Source organism: Nitrosomonas sp. (assembly GCA_031316255.1).
In the GTDB taxonomy this organism is placed as follows: Bacteria; Pseudomonadota; Gammaproteobacteria; order Burkholderiales; family Nitrosomonadaceae; genus Nitrosomonas.
Genome location: JALDQW010000001.1, coordinates 336,734 through 353,949, shown reverse-complemented (window position 1 = coordinate 353,949; position 17,216 = coordinate 336,734). Strand labels below are relative to the sequence as shown.

General features: G+C 47.2%; 15 protein-coding genes, 1 pseudogene and 1 riboswitch. Of the genes and pseudogenes, 3 read left to right on the top strand and 13 right to left on the bottom strand.

Annotated features, from left to right (window positions below; all coding sequences use genetic code 11):
• The first annotated feature begins 29 nt into the window (after positions 1-29).
• Positions 30-224: a hypothetical protein gene (locus MRK00_01700; GenBank protein ID MDR4516100.1), complete on the top strand. Its 195-nt coding sequence runs from the start codon at positions 30-32 to the stop codon at positions 222-224.
• 194 nt (positions 225-418) lie between these two features.
• Positions 419-1,630 carry an IS256 family transposase gene (locus MRK00_01695; GenBank protein MDR4516099.1) on the top strand — a complete coding sequence of 404 codons (1,212 nt, stop codon included), beginning with the start codon at positions 419-421 and terminating at the stop codon, positions 1,628-1,630.
• Between the two features lie 791 nt (positions 1,631-2,421).
• On the opposite strand, the pseudogene MRK00_01690 reads toward MRK00_01695, so the two are convergent.
• The 10 genes and pseudogenes from MRK00_01690 to MRK00_01645 form a co-directional block, all read right to left on the bottom strand.
• Positions 2,422-2,847: pseudogene (locus MRK00_01690) on the bottom strand (serine protease).
• A gap of 278 nt (positions 2,848-3,125) precedes the next feature.
• The gene (gene uca / locus MRK00_01685) at positions 3,126-6,740 is read right to left on the bottom strand and encodes an urea carboxylase (GenBank protein MDR4516098.1); all 3,615 of its coding nucleotides are present in this window, start codon (positions 6,738-6,740) and stop codon (positions 3,126-3,128) included.
• A gap of 48 nt (positions 6,741-6,788) precedes the next feature.
• Positions 6,789-7,460 carry an urea carboxylase-associated family protein gene (locus MRK00_01680; GenBank protein MDR4516097.1) on the bottom strand — a complete coding sequence of 224 codons (672 nt, stop codon included), beginning with the start codon at positions 7,458-7,460 and terminating at the stop codon, positions 6,789-6,791.
• Positions 7,457-8,188, bottom strand: coding sequence for an urea carboxylase-associated family protein (locus MRK00_01675; GenBank protein MDR4516096.1), 732 nt, complete (start codon positions 8,186-8,188; stop codon positions 7,457-7,459). The genes MRK00_01680 and MRK00_01675 overlap by 4 nt, the downstream gene beginning before the upstream one ends.
• 94 nt (positions 8,189-8,282) lie before the next feature.
• Positions 8,283-9,719, bottom strand: coding sequence for an APC family permease (locus tag MRK00_01670; protein MDR4516095.1), 1,437 nt, complete (start codon positions 9,717-9,719; stop codon positions 8,283-8,285).
• A gap of 76 nt (positions 9,720-9,795) precedes the next feature.
• A riboswitch (guanidine-I (ykkC/yxkD leader) is annotated at positions 9,796-9,943 on the bottom strand.
• A gap of 97 nt (positions 9,944-10,040) precedes the next feature.
• Positions 10,041-10,985, bottom strand: coding sequence for a lipoyl synthase (gene lipA / locus MRK00_01665; protein MDR4516094.1), 945 nt, complete (start codon positions 10,983-10,985; stop codon positions 10,041-10,043).
• A 22-nt stretch (positions 10,986-11,007) separates the two neighbouring features.
• Positions 11,008-11,571 (bottom strand): lipoyl(octanoyl) transferase LipB, encoded by a 564-nt coding sequence (gene lipB / locus MRK00_01660; GenBank protein MDR4516093.1) that lies wholly within the window; start codon positions 11,569-11,571, stop codon positions 11,008-11,010.
• A gap of 105 nt (positions 11,572-11,676) precedes the next feature.
• Entirely contained in the window at positions 11,677-11,940 is a 264-nt protein-coding gene (locus MRK00_01655; GenBank protein ID MDR4516092.1) for a DUF493 family protein, read from the bottom strand.
• A gap of 40 nt (positions 11,941-11,980) precedes the next feature.
• The gene (locus tag MRK00_01650; protein MDR4516091.1) at positions 11,981-12,835 is read right to left on the bottom strand and encodes a D-amino acid aminotransferase; all 855 of its coding nucleotides are present in this window, start codon (positions 12,833-12,835) and stop codon (positions 11,981-11,983) included.
• A gap of 12 nt (positions 12,836-12,847) precedes the next feature.
• Positions 12,848-13,984 carry a D-alanyl-D-alanine carboxypeptidase gene (locus MRK00_01645; protein MDR4516090.1) on the bottom strand — a complete coding sequence of 379 codons (1,137 nt, stop codon included), beginning with the start codon at positions 13,982-13,984 and terminating at the stop codon, positions 12,848-12,850.
• Positions 13,985-14,263: 279 nt separating this feature from the next.
• Here MRK00_01645 and MRK00_01640 point away from each other — a divergent pair, with 279 nt between their 5' ends.
• A complete protein-coding gene (locus MRK00_01640; GenBank protein ID MDR4516089.1) occupies positions 14,264-14,830 on the top strand; it encodes an alpha/beta fold hydrolase in 567 nt (188 codons plus the stop codon).
• Between the two features lie 38 nt (positions 14,831-14,868).
• On the opposite strand, the gene motD is transcribed toward MRK00_01640, so the two are convergent.
• The 3 genes from motD to MRK00_01625 are packed head-to-tail and all read right to left on the bottom strand — an operon-like array spanning position 14,869 to position 17,211.
• The gene (gene motD / locus MRK00_01635) at positions 14,869-15,657 is read right to left on the bottom strand and encodes a flagellar motor protein MotD (protein MDR4516088.1); all 789 of its coding nucleotides are present in this window, start codon (positions 15,655-15,657) and stop codon (positions 14,869-14,871) included.
• Positions 15,658-15,698: 41 nt separating this feature from the next.
• Entirely contained in the window at positions 15,699-16,466 is a 768-nt protein-coding gene (locus MRK00_01630; protein MDR4516087.1) for a flagellar motor protein, read from the bottom strand.
• Between the two features lie 34 nt (positions 16,467-16,500).
• On the bottom strand, positions 16,501-17,211 hold the full coding sequence (locus tag MRK00_01625) for an RNA polymerase sigma factor FliA (GenBank protein ID MDR4516086.1): 711 nt from the start codon (positions 17,209-17,211) through the stop codon (positions 16,501-16,503).
• Positions 17,212-17,216: the final 5 nt, after the last annotated feature.

The following is a 17,216-nucleotide window of genomic DNA, read 5'->3' as shown; positions in this document are numbered from 1 at the left end:
ATCAAACTGACTTTATTTGAGGTGAGTTTATGACAGCGTTGAAACAATTTGATTCGGATACAGTTCTAAAACGCCAATCTGCCCAGCTAGAAGCTATGCAACAGCAACATAAAATACAGCTTGATAATGTACGGAAACAGCAGGAAATGCAGTTGGAAAGCCTAAAGCGTCAACACAAAATGGAGCTTCGGGCTTTCTCGGCTCAGCATCAACCAAAGATTTAGTGACAAGGAAAAGCCACTGGCAATAACGTGGCAAATTGAAGTGATGGCAAATCGTCGGAGCGGCGTAGGTTATTTGGTCTTAATGACAGGTTTTATGCTCAGATACATACACAGCAAAGCCGCTACGCCGATTTGAAGGGAGTATTAGAAATTCTGTGTCATTCCTTTAGTATTAAATTTTATAGGAGTGACGAATGAACAAGACTACAGTGCAATTTGATTTTGAAGAAGCCTTGGAATCCTTGAAAGCGGGGCGGAATTTGAATGGAAAAGATGGCATATTAACGCCATTGATCAAACAACTCACTGAAGCTGCATTGGCGGCGGAACTTGAACAGCATATCAAATCCGGGGATGAACAGAACCGGAAGAATGGCACGACGCCAAAGACTGTAAAATCAGCATCAGGTAGTTTTCAACTGGAAACACCCAGAGACCGCAACGGTACATTTGAACCTCAGTTGGTTAAAAAGCATCAGACTCATCTTACCGATGAAATCGAACGCAAAATTCTATCGTTATTTGCGTTGGGCTCCAGCTATCAGGATATCTCTGGGCATATTGCCGAGATATACGGCATTGACGTTTCATCGGCGACGATCAGTGCAGTCACTGACAAGCTTATTCCGGAGCTTAGGGAATGGCAGCAACGGCCATTGGATAGTCACTATCCGTTCGTGTGGCTGGATGCCATACATCACAAAGTGAAAGACGATGGCCGGTATGTCAGCAAGGCAGTTTATACCGTACTTGGCTTAAACATTGAAGGAAAGAAGGAAGTACTAGGGTTGTATGTATCGGAAAGCGAAGGCGCCCGGTTTTGGCTTTCCGTACTGACAGATTTAAATAACCGTGGCGTACAGGATATCCTTATTGCCGCCGTTGATGGACTCGTGGGTTTTCCTGAGGCAATCAACAGTATTTTTCCAGAAACCGAGGTTCAGTTATGCATTATTCATCAAATCCGCAATTCGATGAAATATGTGGCGTCAAAAAATCAAAAAGCATTCATGGCTGACCTGAAACCGGTATACAAAGCGCCGACCATTGATGCAGCTGAAGATGCGCTTGATGCATTGGAAGCCAAATGGGGAAAACAGTATCCCATCGTGATTCAATCCTGGCGCAACAAATGGGAAAATTTATCGGTATACTTCAAATATCCTGAACCGATACGCCGTGTGATTTATACAACCAACACCATTGAGGCCGTACATCGCCAATTTCGCAAACTGACAAAAACCAAAGGTGGATTTCCGAATGAAAACAGTCTACTAAAGCTACTGTATGTCGGAATTAAAAATGCCAGCAAGAAATGGACGATGCCGATACAGAACTGGAATTTGACATTATCCCAGTTAGCGATATATTTTGAGGGTCGTTTGGATGCGGCGTTGGATTTATGAATTTAATACAGATTTTTATGTCACCGCTGAAACTGGTTAGCGTATCGACACGAATTGTGTCGATCGGTCACCGGTTTCAGTGGTCAACAAGCGAAGCGCGTTAGGTGATTGGCAAACTGACACAGAATTTTGAACACCCTCGATTTGAACCGTACCCGCGAAATCCATCATGACCCGAAACTGTCCAACGGGAAACCGGGTATACGGAAGCAGTTATGCCTTCAAGTCAACATAAATTCTGCTTGCTAAACTGGAGAAATCCAAATGCGGGCGGGGTTGGTGAAACCCCGGAAATTAAGCTTGTCCCGGGCAAAATTACGCTCCAAACTGATACTGATCAAACTTGTCGTTATTTGCACACCCCAATTCAACGAATAAACCGTTTTCGCAAAAAAACGGTGGAGGCATGAATAAGGATTCCTAAAAAACGTGTACGAGTCGCCTGTGATTCTCATGTGTGCTTGATTATGGACCTGACCCGGACCTGGTTAGCGCCTCTTTATGTTATTAATTGCATGGGTAACATAATCGATTGAAACCGCTTCTCCGAAACCTACATTTAGATACCGATTAAATTGATTCAATGTGATACCAACATGATCGGTTAACGTAAGCATAAGTCTAGCTATTGAGCCAGTAATCTCCTTTCCTGTGGTTTTCTCACTTGAGCGTTGGCCGTTTTCTTTGAAAGCATTAGCCAAATCTTGAAGTTGAGTGAAATCTATATCTACCAGTCGTGTTGCTATCACTCCGACGACAATAGGATTACCGTCTTTCAGGATAATGCACGGACCACCAGAATTGCCTCTATTTATTGATGCATCAATTTGAAATGAATAACGTCCGTTTATTATATCTTTCGCGGATATCATGCCTTTGTGTGTTACGTGATATCCAAGTCCTAACGGAAATCCACACATCAAAGCATCATCACCCTCTGCTGCGTCATCATATGCACCTAGCTCTAACCCAAAGTTGTAGTCAAATACATCATCTGAAAGTTCACAGATTGCGACATCCCAGGAGCGGTCTTTAAAAACTGGGATTAACTTGACCTTCTTTCCGTTTATTTCAACGATAGGTTCTTCCGAATTTTCAACTACATGAGCACATGTAATGACATGTTTCGATTTGCAAATAAAACAAGTTCCAATTATTTCTTCTTTTGAATAAACAGGAAAAATTGCTGGCTTAATCGAAGCTATGACTTTTCGCATGGTATTTCTTAGACATCCAAAATGGCACAATATATTACGTCAATTATGAAATCAAACACGATAAACTGCGCGCAATCTCATTGTTCTTTGACAACTCGTCAATTCGGCTTCCATCATAACAAATCCAGATTATTAGTGAATTATTGAAAATAGTGACTGCTCGGTTTTGGTCGTTAGCGGTTATTTCAACATGCCATGCTGATTGTCAGTACAAGTACATGCTCAGTTCTCTTTTTGAATACACAGGTTTAAACTCAAACTTTCACACATAACAATACCTACTCAACTGAAATAATCGCCAGCATCTGCCCCGTTGTCACATAGGCGCCTTCCTGACAAAAAATTTGCTGGACTGTGCCATCTGCGCAGGCTTCAACGGTAAATTCCATTTTCATCGATTCAATCACGATCAGCGGCGTACCTGGTGTTACTTGCTGTCCTTCCTGAGCGAGTATTTTCCAGACAGTTCCCGTAATATGTGATGCTACGACGTGCGTGCCTTCAGGTAAATCCAGTTCGCTTTGCGCATCCGCGTCATCGAGCATGTCTTCGTTCGAATACGCCTGCTGACCGTTTTGCCGCCAACGGTCGCGCTCCGCTTCAAATGCAGCCTGCTGATTAACCTTGAACGCCTGGATGGATGCGCTGTTTTCCTGCAGGAACTGGTTGTAGTGTTTCAAACTGAACGTCGTTTCTTCAATTCTCAACCTGAATTTTCCACTGATAAAGTCTTTACGCAACTGCAAAAGCTCGTTTTCACTGACTGGATAAAAGCGGATTTGATCGAAAAAGTGCAGCAACCACGGCTTTCCGTGCTTAAAATCAATTGTCTGACGATACCGATTCCACATTTGCACCGTGCGGCCAACGAATTGATACCCGCCTGGCCCCTCCATGCCATATATGCATAAATAGGCGCCGCCGATGCCGACGGCGTTTTCCGGCGTCCAGGTTCTTGCCGGGTTATATTTTGTCGTGACCAGACGATGGCGCGGGTCAATCGGTGTTGCGACCGGCGCGCCAAGGTAGACATCGCCCAGACCCAGCACCAGATAACTCGCTTCAAACACGATGCGTTGCACATCCTCGACACTGTCCAGGCCGTTGATGCGGCGAATGAATTCGATATTACTCGGACACCAGGGCGCATCTTTGCGGACGGATTGCATATACTTATCAATCGCCTGCCTTGTAGCGCTATCGTCCCACGATAACGGCAGATGCACGATCCGTGCGGGCACTTCCACTTCCTCAATCGCAGGCAATTCCGCTTCAGTGCTAATCAAGAAGTCGAGCAGCCGTTCGCGCGGCAAGGCGTGTGAATCAAAGTGAATCTGAAGCGATCGTATCCCCGGCGTCAAATCGACGATGCCTTTGAGAACGCCAGCATCCCGCGCACGCTGTATGCAGTTCATCATCACATGTGCACGCAGTCTCAGATTGAAATCAAGCTCCACAGGCCCATATTCAATCAACAGGTATTTGTCGCCTGCCTGACGGTAAACCACTTCGGGCGTATGCCCATGCCCTTCGATCCTGTGCAGCACGGGGTTGTCCGGTAAAAACGATGTGATTGGTTCCGCCGTATTTTCCGGGAAGCGCAGCTGTTCAATGGCGGTATTCAGATTTTGTTCCATAGCCGCCGCCTGTTTTATCGACAGCGGAATAAAATGTATCGTATCACCCGGTTTCAATTGCCCCAGCTTCCATAATTCGGCATGGGCCACGGTTGCGGGACAAACAAAACCGCCCAGACTCGGACCATCCGGTCCCAGAATGACCGGCATATCGCCGGTAAAATCGACTGCGCCAATCGCATACGCATTGTCATGAATATTGGAGGGATGCAAACCGGCCTCACCGCCATCGCTGCGCGCCCATTGCGGCTTCGGTCCCAGTAATCGCACGCCGGTACGATTGGAATTATGATGCACGGTCCATTCGGTGTTAAAAAACATCTGGATATCTTCATCGGTAAAAAAATCCGGCGCACCGTGCGGACCGTATAAAACACCGATTTCCCAGCGATCTGTATAAAACGGATGACTATCCTGCGTCAGCAAACGCTGTTTATGATGATGCGTTTCCTGAATGTGCAACACATCGCCGCTACGCAATGCGCGTCCGGCATGCCCGCCAAACTGTCCCAATGTAAAAGTGGATTGACTGCCCAGGTATTCAGCAACCTGAATCCCGCCCTGCACTGCAAGATAAGTACGGCAACCATGCGCTGTGGTTTTTCCAAACTGCAGCACCGCCCCGGCTTTAACTGCATGTGACCGCCAAAGCGGCAAGGCTTCACCATCAAGCTGCACCGCAACAGGCGCACCGGTGATTGCGATGACACTGTCGCAGTTAAACCTGAGCGTCGGGCCGGAGAATGTTATTTCAAGTCCGGCCCGATCTTCCGTATTATTCACCAGGCGGTTCGCCAGCCGAAAAGCGAGCGCGTCCATCGGGCCTGAAGGCGGCACGCCGATATGCCAGTAACCCAGCCGGCCGGGATAGTCCTGTACCGTCGTTTGCACACCCGGACTGAGAACATCGACGGACTGCGCATGATAGTGAAAACCGTTTAAATAACGCGTGCCGTAGCGCCCTTCATAAAATGCAGTGCTGCCGATTATTTGCCGAAGATAATCCAGGTTGGTTTCAATCCCGTGTAAAGCAGTATTATCGAGCGCTTGTGACAAAGCGGTAATCGCCTGCTCGCGGGTGGATTCATGCACGATGATTTTCGCCAGCATCGGGTCGTAATACGGCGTCACTTCAGTGCCGCTGTCTACCCAGGTTTCAATACGCACGTTAGACGGAAACCGCACGGCGGTCAGCATGCCGCTTGACGGTTGAAAATCCTGGGCGGGATTTTCAGCGTAAATACGCACCTGAATTGCTGACCCTGTCGGTTTTATTTCAAACGAATCAAGCGGCGGTAAATCTCCCGAAGCCTGACGCACCATCCATTCAACCAGATCAATCCCGGTAACCGCTTCGGTAATCCCATGTTCCACCTGAAGACGGGTATTCACCTCAAGAAAGTAGAATTCGCCGCTGGCCGCATCGACAATATATTCTACGGTGCCGGCAGATTGATAGTGAACGGATTCACCCAGACGAACCGCCGCTTCACTCAATGCATTCCGTAATTGCGTTGTCAGGTTGGCCGCCGGCGTTTCTTCAACGACTTTCTGATTACGCCGCTGCATGGAACAGTCGCGTTCGCCAAGTGCGATGACCTTGCCCTTGCCGTCGCCAAAAATCTGTACCTCGATATGCCGCGCATTTTCGATATACTTCTCCAGGAAAACACCCGCATCGCTGAAGTTCTGTTGCGCCAGAAATTTAACAGCATCGTAAGCATCGGTTAATTCTTGCGTGTTCCAGCATAACCGCATGCCAATGCCGCCGCCACCGGCGGTGCTCTTCAGCATCACCGGATAACCGATATGCGCCGCGGCATGCAACGCTTCATCCAAACCGCTTAACAATCCGGTTCCCGGCAACAACGGCACTTTGTTTTCCAGTGCCAGCTCACGGGCGGTATGCTTGAGTCCGAAAACGCGCATCTGTTGCGCGGTAGGCCCGATAAAGCGAATATGTTGCAGCGCACACTGATCGGCAAAATCCGCATTTTCACTCAAGAAACCGTAACCGGGGTGGACAGCCTGAACTTTCGCCTGTTGCGCCACAGCCAGTATTTTGTCGGCACGCAAATAGCTGTCGGCCGCCGGGCCGTCGCCGATGCAATACGCTTCATCGGCCTCGCTCACATGACGAGACATTGCATCCGCCTCAGTATAAACCGCCACACTGTTAATTCCGATACGACGCAGGGTGCGTATAATCCGGCAGGCAATCGCGCCGCGATTGGCGATTAAAATCTTTTCAAACATCATCTGCTCCTCGATTCACTTTTCTCGCTGTAGACCACTGAAATTCGATCAATTCCAGATCAACAGGCGCACCGGCGTCGGGTTATAGGCATTACACGGGTTATTCAGTTGCGGACAATTTGATATCAGCACCATGACGTCCATTTCGGCACGCATTTCAACATACTTGCCGGGCGCAGAAATGCCGTCATCAAATTCGAGTTCTCCCGCTTCGGTGACCGGAACATTCATGAAAAAATTGATATTGCTCGGCAAATCACGCTTGTTCATGCCGAGCTGCCCGCACTGCGGGTCATGCGCCAGCGCGTGCAGGAAATTATCACGGCAATTGTGCATGGGATATTTTTCCAGCGCGTAACGCACCGTATTGCTTTCCGCCGCACAAGCGCCGCCCAGTGTGTCATGCCGCCCGCACGTATCTGCAACTAGCGTCAACATGACATTACCGAAATTGGAAAAAAGTCTGCTGCCCGTTGTCAGATAAATTTTGTGCTGACGGCGTAGGGTATCGGTGACACTGTAGCGCTCCAACGCGTCATGCGCATTGAAAAAAAGCGTATCGACAGCCTGGTTGCCTTCCAGATCCACAATTCGCAAGACCTGCCCGGCATTCACCCGTTTGACCCAGGGTTCGCCTGCCGAACAGATTTCATCCACAACAGCATCTGCGGGATCCAACCCACTTTCAGTTAAACCGTGTAATTGGTTATGCGCATTCATGCATCACCTCCGCAGCATGCGTAAAACCGTTGGGTATTTTGACTCGCCCGCTGGTTTTCGGCGATTTGCATACATTCAGTTGCTGCACCGGCCGGTTTTGCAAACAATGCCAGACTGACCGAACCCGGCTGATAGGACTCAGCCGGATCCAACGGATGCGGTGCGGTTGAGAGCACCATCAGCGTATTCATCTCGAATGTCAGATCGATAAAATCGCCTGTTGTGCTGTGGCCTGAGTGGAAAGCCAACTCGCCTGCTGCATCGGCGGTCACTTTGCTGAAAAAATTAATGTTGGACACGATATCACGGCGTCCCAGCCCCCACTTGCCCAATTCGATCAATAGGTTGTCAAGTCCGTTGCGATACATGTTATTGCGATGTTGCTGATAGCGCGCAACGCCATATTTTTCCCGTATCAATTCCGCATCGCTCAAACCGCAGACAGTATCATGCCAGCCCGCCGTATCTTCGGTGATACAGCAGAATATCCTTCCCATATCGGAATGGCAGGCATGACCCCTGGTTAAATAAAAAGTATGCTGCGACTTGAGTGTATCGGCCATGTTATAGCGTTCCAGTTTTTCTTCCTGGTTATAAAACAGTACCGCCGCGTTTGCGCCGCCATTAATATCCGTCAAACGCAACGTCATTCCCCGGCGCACAATGCCGGACCAGTGGCAGCCGCCCGGAATGGTTTCTTGCCATACACTATGTTGATGTTGATCCATTGTTGACTCCTAATTGAATGTCAATGAAATGCCTGGAAATCAGAGTGTTCTTCTGACTCATAAGCAAAGCTATGAAGTTTATGTACTTTCGAATTTAATTACAGCGCACCTTCTGAATCAGAAGGTATAACGTCGTGATGCCCAGAATGCCGCCCAGCACCAACGGTATCGCCCACAACTGCCACCAGGGCGCATCCGGTGAAACCGCATAAGTGCGCGGCCATGCGATATTGATCAATTCAAATACCGACCAGACAAAAGCCACGGTATTAATCACCAGCCCCCATGCACCGAGTTTGAGTTCACCCAACGATGGATCCCATCGTCCACTGAGCCTTGCGAACAGAGCAACCCCCGTCGTCATCGCAAACATGGCGTAAAGTCCGCCCGTTCCAAAGGCAATCACTGTTGCAACCGCGCCATCGTTAAGTCCGAGCAGCAAACCCAGACTGGACAGCGTGACAGTAAAAAGAATGGCATTACGCGGCGTCCTGTCGGCGGTAACGGTGCTCAGCATGGCGGGCATATTGCCTTCACGCGCCATCGAGAAAACGATACGTGACGTGTATTTAACGACAGATGCGCCACAGGCCAGAAAAGCGATCATCACAATTCCGGAAAAGGGTTTTTCAACCCAGTCTCCAAAACTGCTTGCGATCAGCGGCGTCACCGGATCAGCCGTTTTACTGGCATTAGCCAACGCATTATGATCAAAAGCCAGAATCAAAGCCGCTGAATTGAATAATACGACAGCGCCAACGGCACTCAAGGCAAGAAATATGGCGCGCGGCACCATGCGCTTGGGTTGGTGCGTTTCCTCGGCTGTCGTGGAACACGCGTCAAAACCGATAAATGCCCATCCCGCAATAGCCAGCGCGGCAAGAAAAGCCGCTGTTTCTGTGGGTGCAGTGCCGGTTCCCATATGTTGAAACAACTCCGAAAAACCGTGCTGGCGGAAAAAGAAGAATAACAACAGGGCAATACCGAATGAGCCTACGATCTCGGCATAAACACCCATCGCGATCAACGTCTTGAACAGATTGACATGCGCCAGATTGAGCAGCATGCAGAGCAATAGAAAAACCGCGCCCCAGAACACCATCGATGACCCGCTGCCATCAAGCGCGCCCCAGAAGGTCGCCAGCCAGATCCCGCCGGTATACGCCGTTGTGGTTAACATGGCAATCGTCGAACTGACGTAAATAACGCCTGCGTATTTCCCTGTCGTTACACCGCCCAGTTGCCGCGCCCATTTATAGGCGCCGCCCGCAATCGGATACTGCGAAGAGAGTTCGGCATAAACCGTCGCCACCAGTAACTGCATGACCAGACAAATAATCAGAGCCGCAAACCAGCCGCCACCCGTAACTACGGTTTGCACGCCCATAATGGCATAAAGACCGACTACGGGCGACACGACCGCAAACCCCATGGTGAAGCTATTCCAGACACTCATGCTGCGGTTGAGTGTTCCCGCCGCAGCTTGTGCTTCGTCAGTTGGTAAAAGGTTCTTTTGCGATGAAACAGACATAACGATGACTCCTATTCAACGGATATAAAGCCCGGGCACAGACCGAGAAAATATGCATGCACGTATGCATACGTTTATCTCCCGGGCTTTTATCCCTCCGTGGAATCTCGTTATCTAGGTAGATAAAATTGACGAGACCGGAAACTCTCGAACCAGCCACCCCATCAATTTAATTCATTCAAAACTTTTAAATTGACAAGGCCGGAACCCTAGTTTCCCATTAATTATGACTTTTTAGGATAGCAAGGTTATTGGAAGAAATCAATTGTCGTAAATATCCAGCGCTTGTAAAATAGAAAAATATGTTGTCAAACAATGATCTCAGACCACACCCGCCTCATGCGCCTGTTGGTCGGCATGATAACTGGAACGCACCATCGGACCGCATGCTGCATGGGTAAAGCCCATATCGGTTGCCGCCTGTTCAAATTCCTTGAATCCTTTCGGGGTAACGTAACGCAAGACCGGCAAATGGCCGATACTCGGCTGCAGATATTGCCCAATAGTCAGCATCTCGACTTGGTGCGCTCGTAAATCCTGCATAACACCCAGAATTTCTTCGTCAGTTTCACCAAGCCCTACCATCAATCCGGATTTTGTCGGAATTTCAGGAAACCGCTTTTTAAAATCCTGCAAAAGCTTGAGCGAATGGGTGTAATCCGCACCGGGACGGCATTGCTTATAAAGCCGCGGAACGGTTTCCAGGTTATGATTCAACACATCCGGCGGGCAACTGGCGAGCTTTTCAAGCGCAACGTCCAATCTGCCCCTGAAATCCGGCACCAGTATTTCAATTTTCGTCTGCGGCGCATGCTGACGTATTTCGCGTATGCAATCCGCAAAATGCTGTGCACCGCCATCGCGTAGATCATCCCGGTCAACGCTGGTTATGACGACATATCTGAGCCTCATCGCCGCAATCGATTGCGCCAGATGCAGGGGTTCTTCAGGATCCGGCGGCTTTGGCCTGCCATGCGCCACATCGCAGAACGGACAACGCCGCGTACACAAATCGCCCAGAATCATGAAGGTCGCTGTTCCTTTGCCAAAACATTCTCCGATGTTGGGACAAGAGGCCTCTTCGCAAACGGTGTGCAGCTTTTTCTCCCGAAGAATGCGTTTGACCTCATAAAATGCCTGGCTGTTTGAAGACCGCACGCGAATCCAGGAAGGCTTGCGCAAAATGTCTGCTCGCGTTTGCGGATCGATTTTGACAGGATTACGTGCTGTTTTGTCTGCGCCTTTCTGGCGTATTTCTGAAGTCATAGTAAAGATTTATTTCCTTTCTTTAATTTGGAATGTTAACAACCAGTTCCTTTTGCAAATGATCCGACAATTTAAGGCCGAGTACTTCCAGTCCATCCGCAATTCCCAGATCTTTGGTCTGTGTCACCTGCAATCCGGCGTAACCACAGGGATTGATTGCCGAAAATGGCCGCAAATCCATGTCGATATTCAATGCAACACCGTGATAACAGAAGTTTCTTTTTATTTTCAAGCCAAGTGAAGCGATTTTTGCATTGCCCACATAAACACCTGGTGCATCAACACGACCGTGCGCTTTGACATGATATTCGTCCAGCAACGCGATCACAGCGTTTTCCATGCGCCTGACCAGTTCACGCACGCCCAGTTTCAAACGCCGAATATCCAAAAGCAGGTAGGCAATAAGCTGTCCCGGGCCATGGTAGGTAATTTGACCACCGCGGTCCGACTTTATCACGGGTAGCTCATTGCTAACCAATAAATGTTCTGGCTTGCCGGCAATGCCTTGCGTATAAACTGCCGGATGCTGTAGCAGCCATATTTCGTCAACTGTCTGCGATGTCCGCTTGTCGGTAAAATCCTTCATTGACTGCCATGCGGATTGATAATTGACCGTACCCAATTGCCTGATTATAAACCGGTGACTCAACGCATCATGATCATTCAGCTGCAAAATATGATTTACCTGCCATCAAAGCACAACCGATACTTTCGGATGTCCCGTTAACGCCCGATAGAGGTCATCCAGTTGACGACGCGAAGTCGCGCGAATCGTGCAGGTAATACTGAGATAATTCCCGCCTTTGCTCGAACGAATCTCCATGGTTTTTTCATCAAAATCCGGCGCATGGTGTTTTACGATCGTCAACGCGACTTCAGTAAAATCCTGTTCAGCTTTGCCCATGATCTTAATCGGGAAATCACACGGGTATTCAATTAAAGAATCTTCAGACATGTCATGGAACTGCTGCTTAAAATTATCAAATGTGAAGCGGTTAACTGACTACGCCGCCACGCATATGCGTTGCTTTATATTGCTGATAAAGCTGGTGTAATAGCGTAAATTTTGCACCGGGCCTGCCTGTGCCGACCGGCTTGTCATTTAAACGCGTTACCGGCATAACTTCCCGGGTTGAAGAAGTCAGCATGATTTCTTCTGCGGCAAACATTTCGTCTTCAGTGATTTCCCTTACTTCATAAATGACATTATTGTTGGCAGCCAGTTCAAGCACAACATCGTAGGTAATTCCAGGCAGCATTAGATGACTTTTGGGCGGGGCAAGTAACACCTGATCCTTCACAATAAAAATATTGCTTGCCGAGCCTTCGGTCAGGTAACCGTCCCTGATCAGAATCGTCTCTGAAGCGTCAGCGTCCACAGCAATTTGCCGCAACAACACATTTGGCAGCAGCGAGATGGATTTAATATCACAACGCACCCAGCGATTATCGCTGGCAGTAACTGCCGCAGCGCCATTTTCCAGTAATTCCGGTGATGGCGGCAGCAATGGATTACTCATCATAAAAATCGTTGGCGGCACTGGCGGAAAAGCGTGGTCGCGCTTGGCCACGCCTCGGGTGATATGCAGATAAACGGACTGGTCTTCGCCATCATTCTTGGCAATAACCTGTTCGATGAGATCGCCCCATTTGTCATTTGTATACGGGTTTTTCAATCGAATACCGTCAAGGCTATGTTGCAGGCGATGCAAATGTTCTGTCAATCGGAAAGGTCTGCGTGAATAGACGGGGATTACTTCGTAAACGCCATCACCAAAAATAAAGCCTCTGTCCAATACAGAAATACAGGCTTTTTCGATTGGCATAAATTGCCCGTTCAGAAATATCATATGGATAGCGTTCTAATTAAAAAGCAGCATGAAGCTGTCCCACGCGCGGCCAAAAAAATTTCCCAGGCTCACATCTTCCAGCGCAACCAAAGGATAACTTTCTACCAGCTGACCATTCAAGGTGAATTTGACTGTTCCTACTTCCTGACCTGCACTGACCGGTGCAATCAAAGGCTGTTTATATTCCATTGTTGCCTTGAGATTGTCCGCCTGTCCTTTTGGAATTGAGAAGTACACATCACTGTTAAAGCCTGCTTTTAACATATCCTGAGATCCCTTCCACAGTTCGATCGATGTCAGGACTTCACCTTTTTTGTATAAATGCACGGTATCGTAAAACTGGAAACCATAATTTAATAAGCGCTGGCTTTCCATACTCCGCGCATTTGCAGACTTGGCGCCCATAACGACTGAGATCAGGCGTCTTTTGTCACGTTTGGCCGATGTGATCAGGCAATATCCGGCAGATTTTGTCCATCCGGTTTTCATTCCGTCAACATGCGGATCCAGCCATAACAAGCGGTTACGGTTTGGCTGGGTAATACTATTGTAGGTATATTCCTTAAGTGAATACAGCGGATAGTATTCCGGGAAATCGCGAATGATTGCCGCTGCGAGCAATGTCAAATCATGAACGGAAGTATAATGATTGGGATCAGGCAGGCCCGTCGTGTTCATAAAATGCGTATTTTTCATGCCGAGTCGCAATGCTTCCTGGTTCATCATTTGCACAAATATTTCCTCGGAACCGGCTATAATTTCCGCCAATGCTATGCAGGCATCATTACCGGACTGCACGATCATTCCACGAATCAATTCATTAACGGTTACTTCTTTATTTGGCTCAATAAACATGCGTGACCCGATCATGCGCCAGGCTTTTTCCGAAACCGGGACAGCCTGATTCAGTTGTATACTGTTTTGTTTAAGTGCAGAAAAAACAATATAGGCCGTCATCAATTTGGTCAAAGATGCCGGTTCAACACGTTCATGTACATTCTGGCTGGCCAATATCTGACCGGATTGATAATCCGATAACATATATGCCTTGGCAGCAATCGATATTGAAGGTTGTTGCGCTAACACTTGTGCTGGTATGAATGGCAGTAATATGGCCAGAAATATCAATAAGGGAAGAAAGCGTTTCATGAATTTATACGCAAAATTTTTATTATAGCCTGCTCTGGGTATTTCATAAACCAACCTTTACGTAAAAAGATTGAACTCCAAATACTACTCCTCGAGATTCAACGGCAGAATGGCAAAACACTTCCATTGATCTCTGCTGCGCAAAGACTGGCCATAATACAAATCTCTAGGAATTGCCGAATCATACAGCATTTGGTTGAATGCATGTTAAATGACAATGTCAATTTTATTCAACTTGTGCTAATCTACTTCATTGATTTTCAACATAAATTAATTCCTATGAAAAAAACAGCTGTATTATTTCATGGACTTGGCGGCTCAGAATCGAGCTTCTGGATTCCTTGGCTGAAAACTGCACTGGAACGGGAGAGATTTGACGTATGGACGCCATCGTTGTCTGAGTGTGATAGATTTGATGATTTGGATAATTGGGTTCAGGAAGTCATTAACAAGTCGCGCTGTCGCGATTATGATTTAATGGTGGGTCATTCTGCGGGTGGTTCGTTGATTCTGAGGCTTCTTTCGCGTTCGGATTTTACTGCAAGACATGCGATTTCTGTAGCCGGATTTATCAAACCGCTTTCCGACAAACTGCCATATGATTTAACGTATCCTGCCGGGTTTGACATTGACGCGATTAAAGCAAATTGCCACAAATTGACATTCATCCACTCAGACAACGATCCCTGGGACTGCGGCCAGGAGCAAGGCGAATTGATGCGTCAAGGTCTCGGCGGGACGCTGGTTGTCATGACAGGAGAGGGGCACTTCGGTTCGGAATATATGAAACAACCGTATGAGTCTTTTCCTTTTTTACTCGGTCAGTGTTTGCTTGGCGATGCGTAAACCTATGAATCGACCCTGGCAGCTTGTCTGAGCGAGTATTAGTTCAGACTAACCGGAATCTCGGTAACCTTGTCAGATTCATGAGACATAATCATAATGGATACTCTCCGATTGCGCATTCTTCCTTCGATTGTATCATTGGTATCCACCGGCCGGTTTTCTCCATACCCGAGTGCTGTCATTCTGTGTCCATCAACGCCATTTTCTATAAATAATCTGATTACACTGCTCGCCCGGGCAGTTGACAATTCCCAATTGGATGGGAAAAAAGTTGTATTAATCGGCTGGTTATCGGTATGCCCTTCGACTTGGATTTCATGGTCATGATTCATTAATACCTGCGCAACAGCCCTGAGTGTTTCACTGGAGTGATCAGACAATAATGCTTCTCCAGGAGAAAAAAGAACGCTCGCATTAATTTCTATCGTAATTCCCAAGTTACTCTGTGTAACTCTAACTTTACCGTTACTAACAAGCGGTTCCAATACCTGCAAAATACTTTTTGCAATTGACTGCATTTTTTCCTGTTTTTGGATACGTTGTATCTTATTCTCTTCAATGATTTTTATCATCCCGTCTTGTTGTTCTTCTTTTTTAATAATGGGTTCCAAATGGGTTGGCTGGGCGGCGCCAGCACTGGCGGTTGTATTTTTAAATGCAGTTATTAGAGAACCGCTCAGTATTTTATATTTACCCTCATTAATGGAGGAAACTGCATACATAACAACAAAAAATGCAAATAACAGCGTAATAAAGTCTGCATAAGACACCAACCAGCGCTCATGATTCTCATGCACTTCTTCGTCTTTGAACGTTTTTCTCGCCATAGCAGGTAATCAATACTTTAAAATATCAACCCGAACAAATCCTATTCATCGTTCACGCAGTAACTCATTAAACGATTTTCTATCAGCCTCGGGTTCTCACCATGTGCAATGGCAACCAGGCCGTCAATCAGGATTTCTCGCATTACAAGCTGTTCATTGATAATGCTTTTTAGCTTATTTGCTACAGGCAGGAAAAACAGGTTGGCCAAGCCGACGCCATAAATTGTCGCTACAAATGCAACCGCAATACCGCTACCCAGAAGACTCGGATCAGACAAGTTTTCCATGACATGAATCAGCCCAAGGACTGCGCCCAGAATGCCTATGGTTGGTGCGTAACCTCCCGCTGCCTCCCATATTTTTGCCGATTGCCGCTGATATGAAATCTCCGCTTCAACTTCAATTTCCAGTATTTCCTTAAGCTTTTCTGGTTTGCTGCCATCGGCGAGTAGTTGCAGTCCTTTTCTGGTCAATGGATCTGTTGCAGATTCAGCATGGCTTTCAAGTACCAGGAGGCCTTCTTTACGCGACAAGTACGACCAGTTGACCAATTGTTTGATCAAAATCTGCGAATATCTTTTAGGTGGAAAGAACACCCACTTGGACATCTTCATTCCATTCATTAAAATCTTGACGGGGCTTTGCAATAAAACGGCGCCTACCGTGCCACCCATAACTATAATGAAAGCAGCAAGCTGCATTAATGCACCGATGTGACCGCCTTCTAAAATCTGGCCGCCCATAATAGCGGCTAATGCAAAGATAATTCCCGCAATACTGCTAAAATCGATTCTTGCTTTATCATTCATTTCGTTGCCAGTCATCAGCGAAAGATTTCACATTTCAGAGATTTCTTAAACGACTGCGCAGACGTGCAATTGCCTGAGTATGAAGCTGGCAAACACGTGATTCACTCACACCTAAAACTTCGCCGATTTCCCGCAGATTCATTTCCTGCTCATAGTGCATGCCCATTACCATTTTTTCACGTTCGGGCAAATTGTCGATCGCCTGGACCAATAGTACTCTTAGGTTCTCATCGATTAATGTATTTAAAGGATTGCCTTCCTCATCAATAAATAATCGATCCAGGAAGGGTTCTTCGTCCTCCTGCTGAAAATCCTCATAATAAATGAGTTGCGCACCACGCGCACTTTGCAATGTTGATCGATATTCTTCCAATGATATTTTCAATTCTTCAGCAAGATCTTGTTCACTGGGCGCACAACCATTCTTCTGCTCAAGTGTATTGACTGCTGCTTCAATTTGTCTCATTTTTTTTCGTATACTGCGTGGCAGCCAATCTGCATCGCGCAGTTCATCCAGTATTGAACCGCGGATACGTTGTGCTGCATAACTTTCAAACTGTCGACCATAAGAGCCTTCATAGCGACTGATTGCATCCAGCAAACCAATCATCCCTGCTTGTATAAGATCATCCACCTGGACACTGGCAGGTAGCTTTGCCATCATATGATAAGCAATACGTTTGACCAGCGGCGCAAATTCATCAACAAATTCTTCTTTACTCTTAATTCCAGTCGCTGTATACATAATCA

Coding starts and splice junctions, on each gene's coding strand:
- MRK00_01625 (MDR4516086.1), bottom strand. CDS start 17,211: ATGTATACAGCGACTGGAATTAAGAGTAAAGAAGAATTTGTTGATGAA.
- MRK00_01670 (MDR4516095.1), bottom strand. CDS start 9,719: ATGTCTGTTTCATCGCAAAAGAACCTTTTACCAACTGACGAAGCACAA.
- MRK00_01640 (MDR4516089.1), top strand. CDS start 14,264: ATGAAAAAAACAGCTGTATTATTTCATGGACTTGGCGGCTCAGAATCG.
- MRK00_01680 (MDR4516097.1), bottom strand. CDS start 7,460: ATGAATGCGCATAACCAATTACACGGTTTAACTGAAAGTGGGTTGGAT.
- MRK00_01695 (MDR4516099.1), top strand. CDS start 419: ATGAACAAGACTACAGTGCAATTTGATTTTGAAGAAGCCTTGGAATCC.
- lipB (MDR4516093.1), bottom strand. CDS start 11,571: ATGAAGGATTTTACCGACAAGCGGACATCGCAGACAGTTGACGAAATA.
- MRK00_01655 (MDR4516092.1), bottom strand. CDS start 11,940: ATGTCTGAAGATTCTTTAATTGAATACCCGTGTGATTTCCCGATTAAG.
- MRK00_01630 (MDR4516087.1), bottom strand. CDS start 16,466: ATGAATGATAAAGCAAGAATCGATTTTAGCAGTATTGCGGGAATTATC.
- uca (MDR4516098.1), bottom strand. CDS start 6,740: ATGTTTGAAAAGATTTTAATCGCCAATCGCGGCGCGATTGCCTGCCGG.
- lipA (MDR4516094.1), bottom strand. CDS start 10,985: ATGACTTCAGAAATACGCCAGAAAGGCGCAGACAAAACAGCACGTAAT.
- motD (MDR4516088.1), bottom strand. CDS start 15,657: ATGGCGAGAAAAACGTTCAAAGACGAAGAAGTGCATGAGAATCATGAG.
- MRK00_01675 (MDR4516096.1), bottom strand. CDS start 8,188: ATGGATCAACATCAACATAGTGTATGGCAAGAAACCATTCCGGGCGGC.
- MRK00_01645 (MDR4516090.1), bottom strand. CDS start 13,984: ATGAAACGCTTTCTTCCCTTATTGATATTTCTGGCCATATTACTGCCA.
- MRK00_01700 (MDR4516100.1), top strand. CDS start 30: ATGACAGCGTTGAAACAATTTGATTCGGATACAGTTCTAAAACGCCAA.
- MRK00_01650 (MDR4516091.1), bottom strand. CDS start 12,835: ATGATATTTCTGAACGGGCAATTTATGCCAATCGAAAAAGCCTGTATT.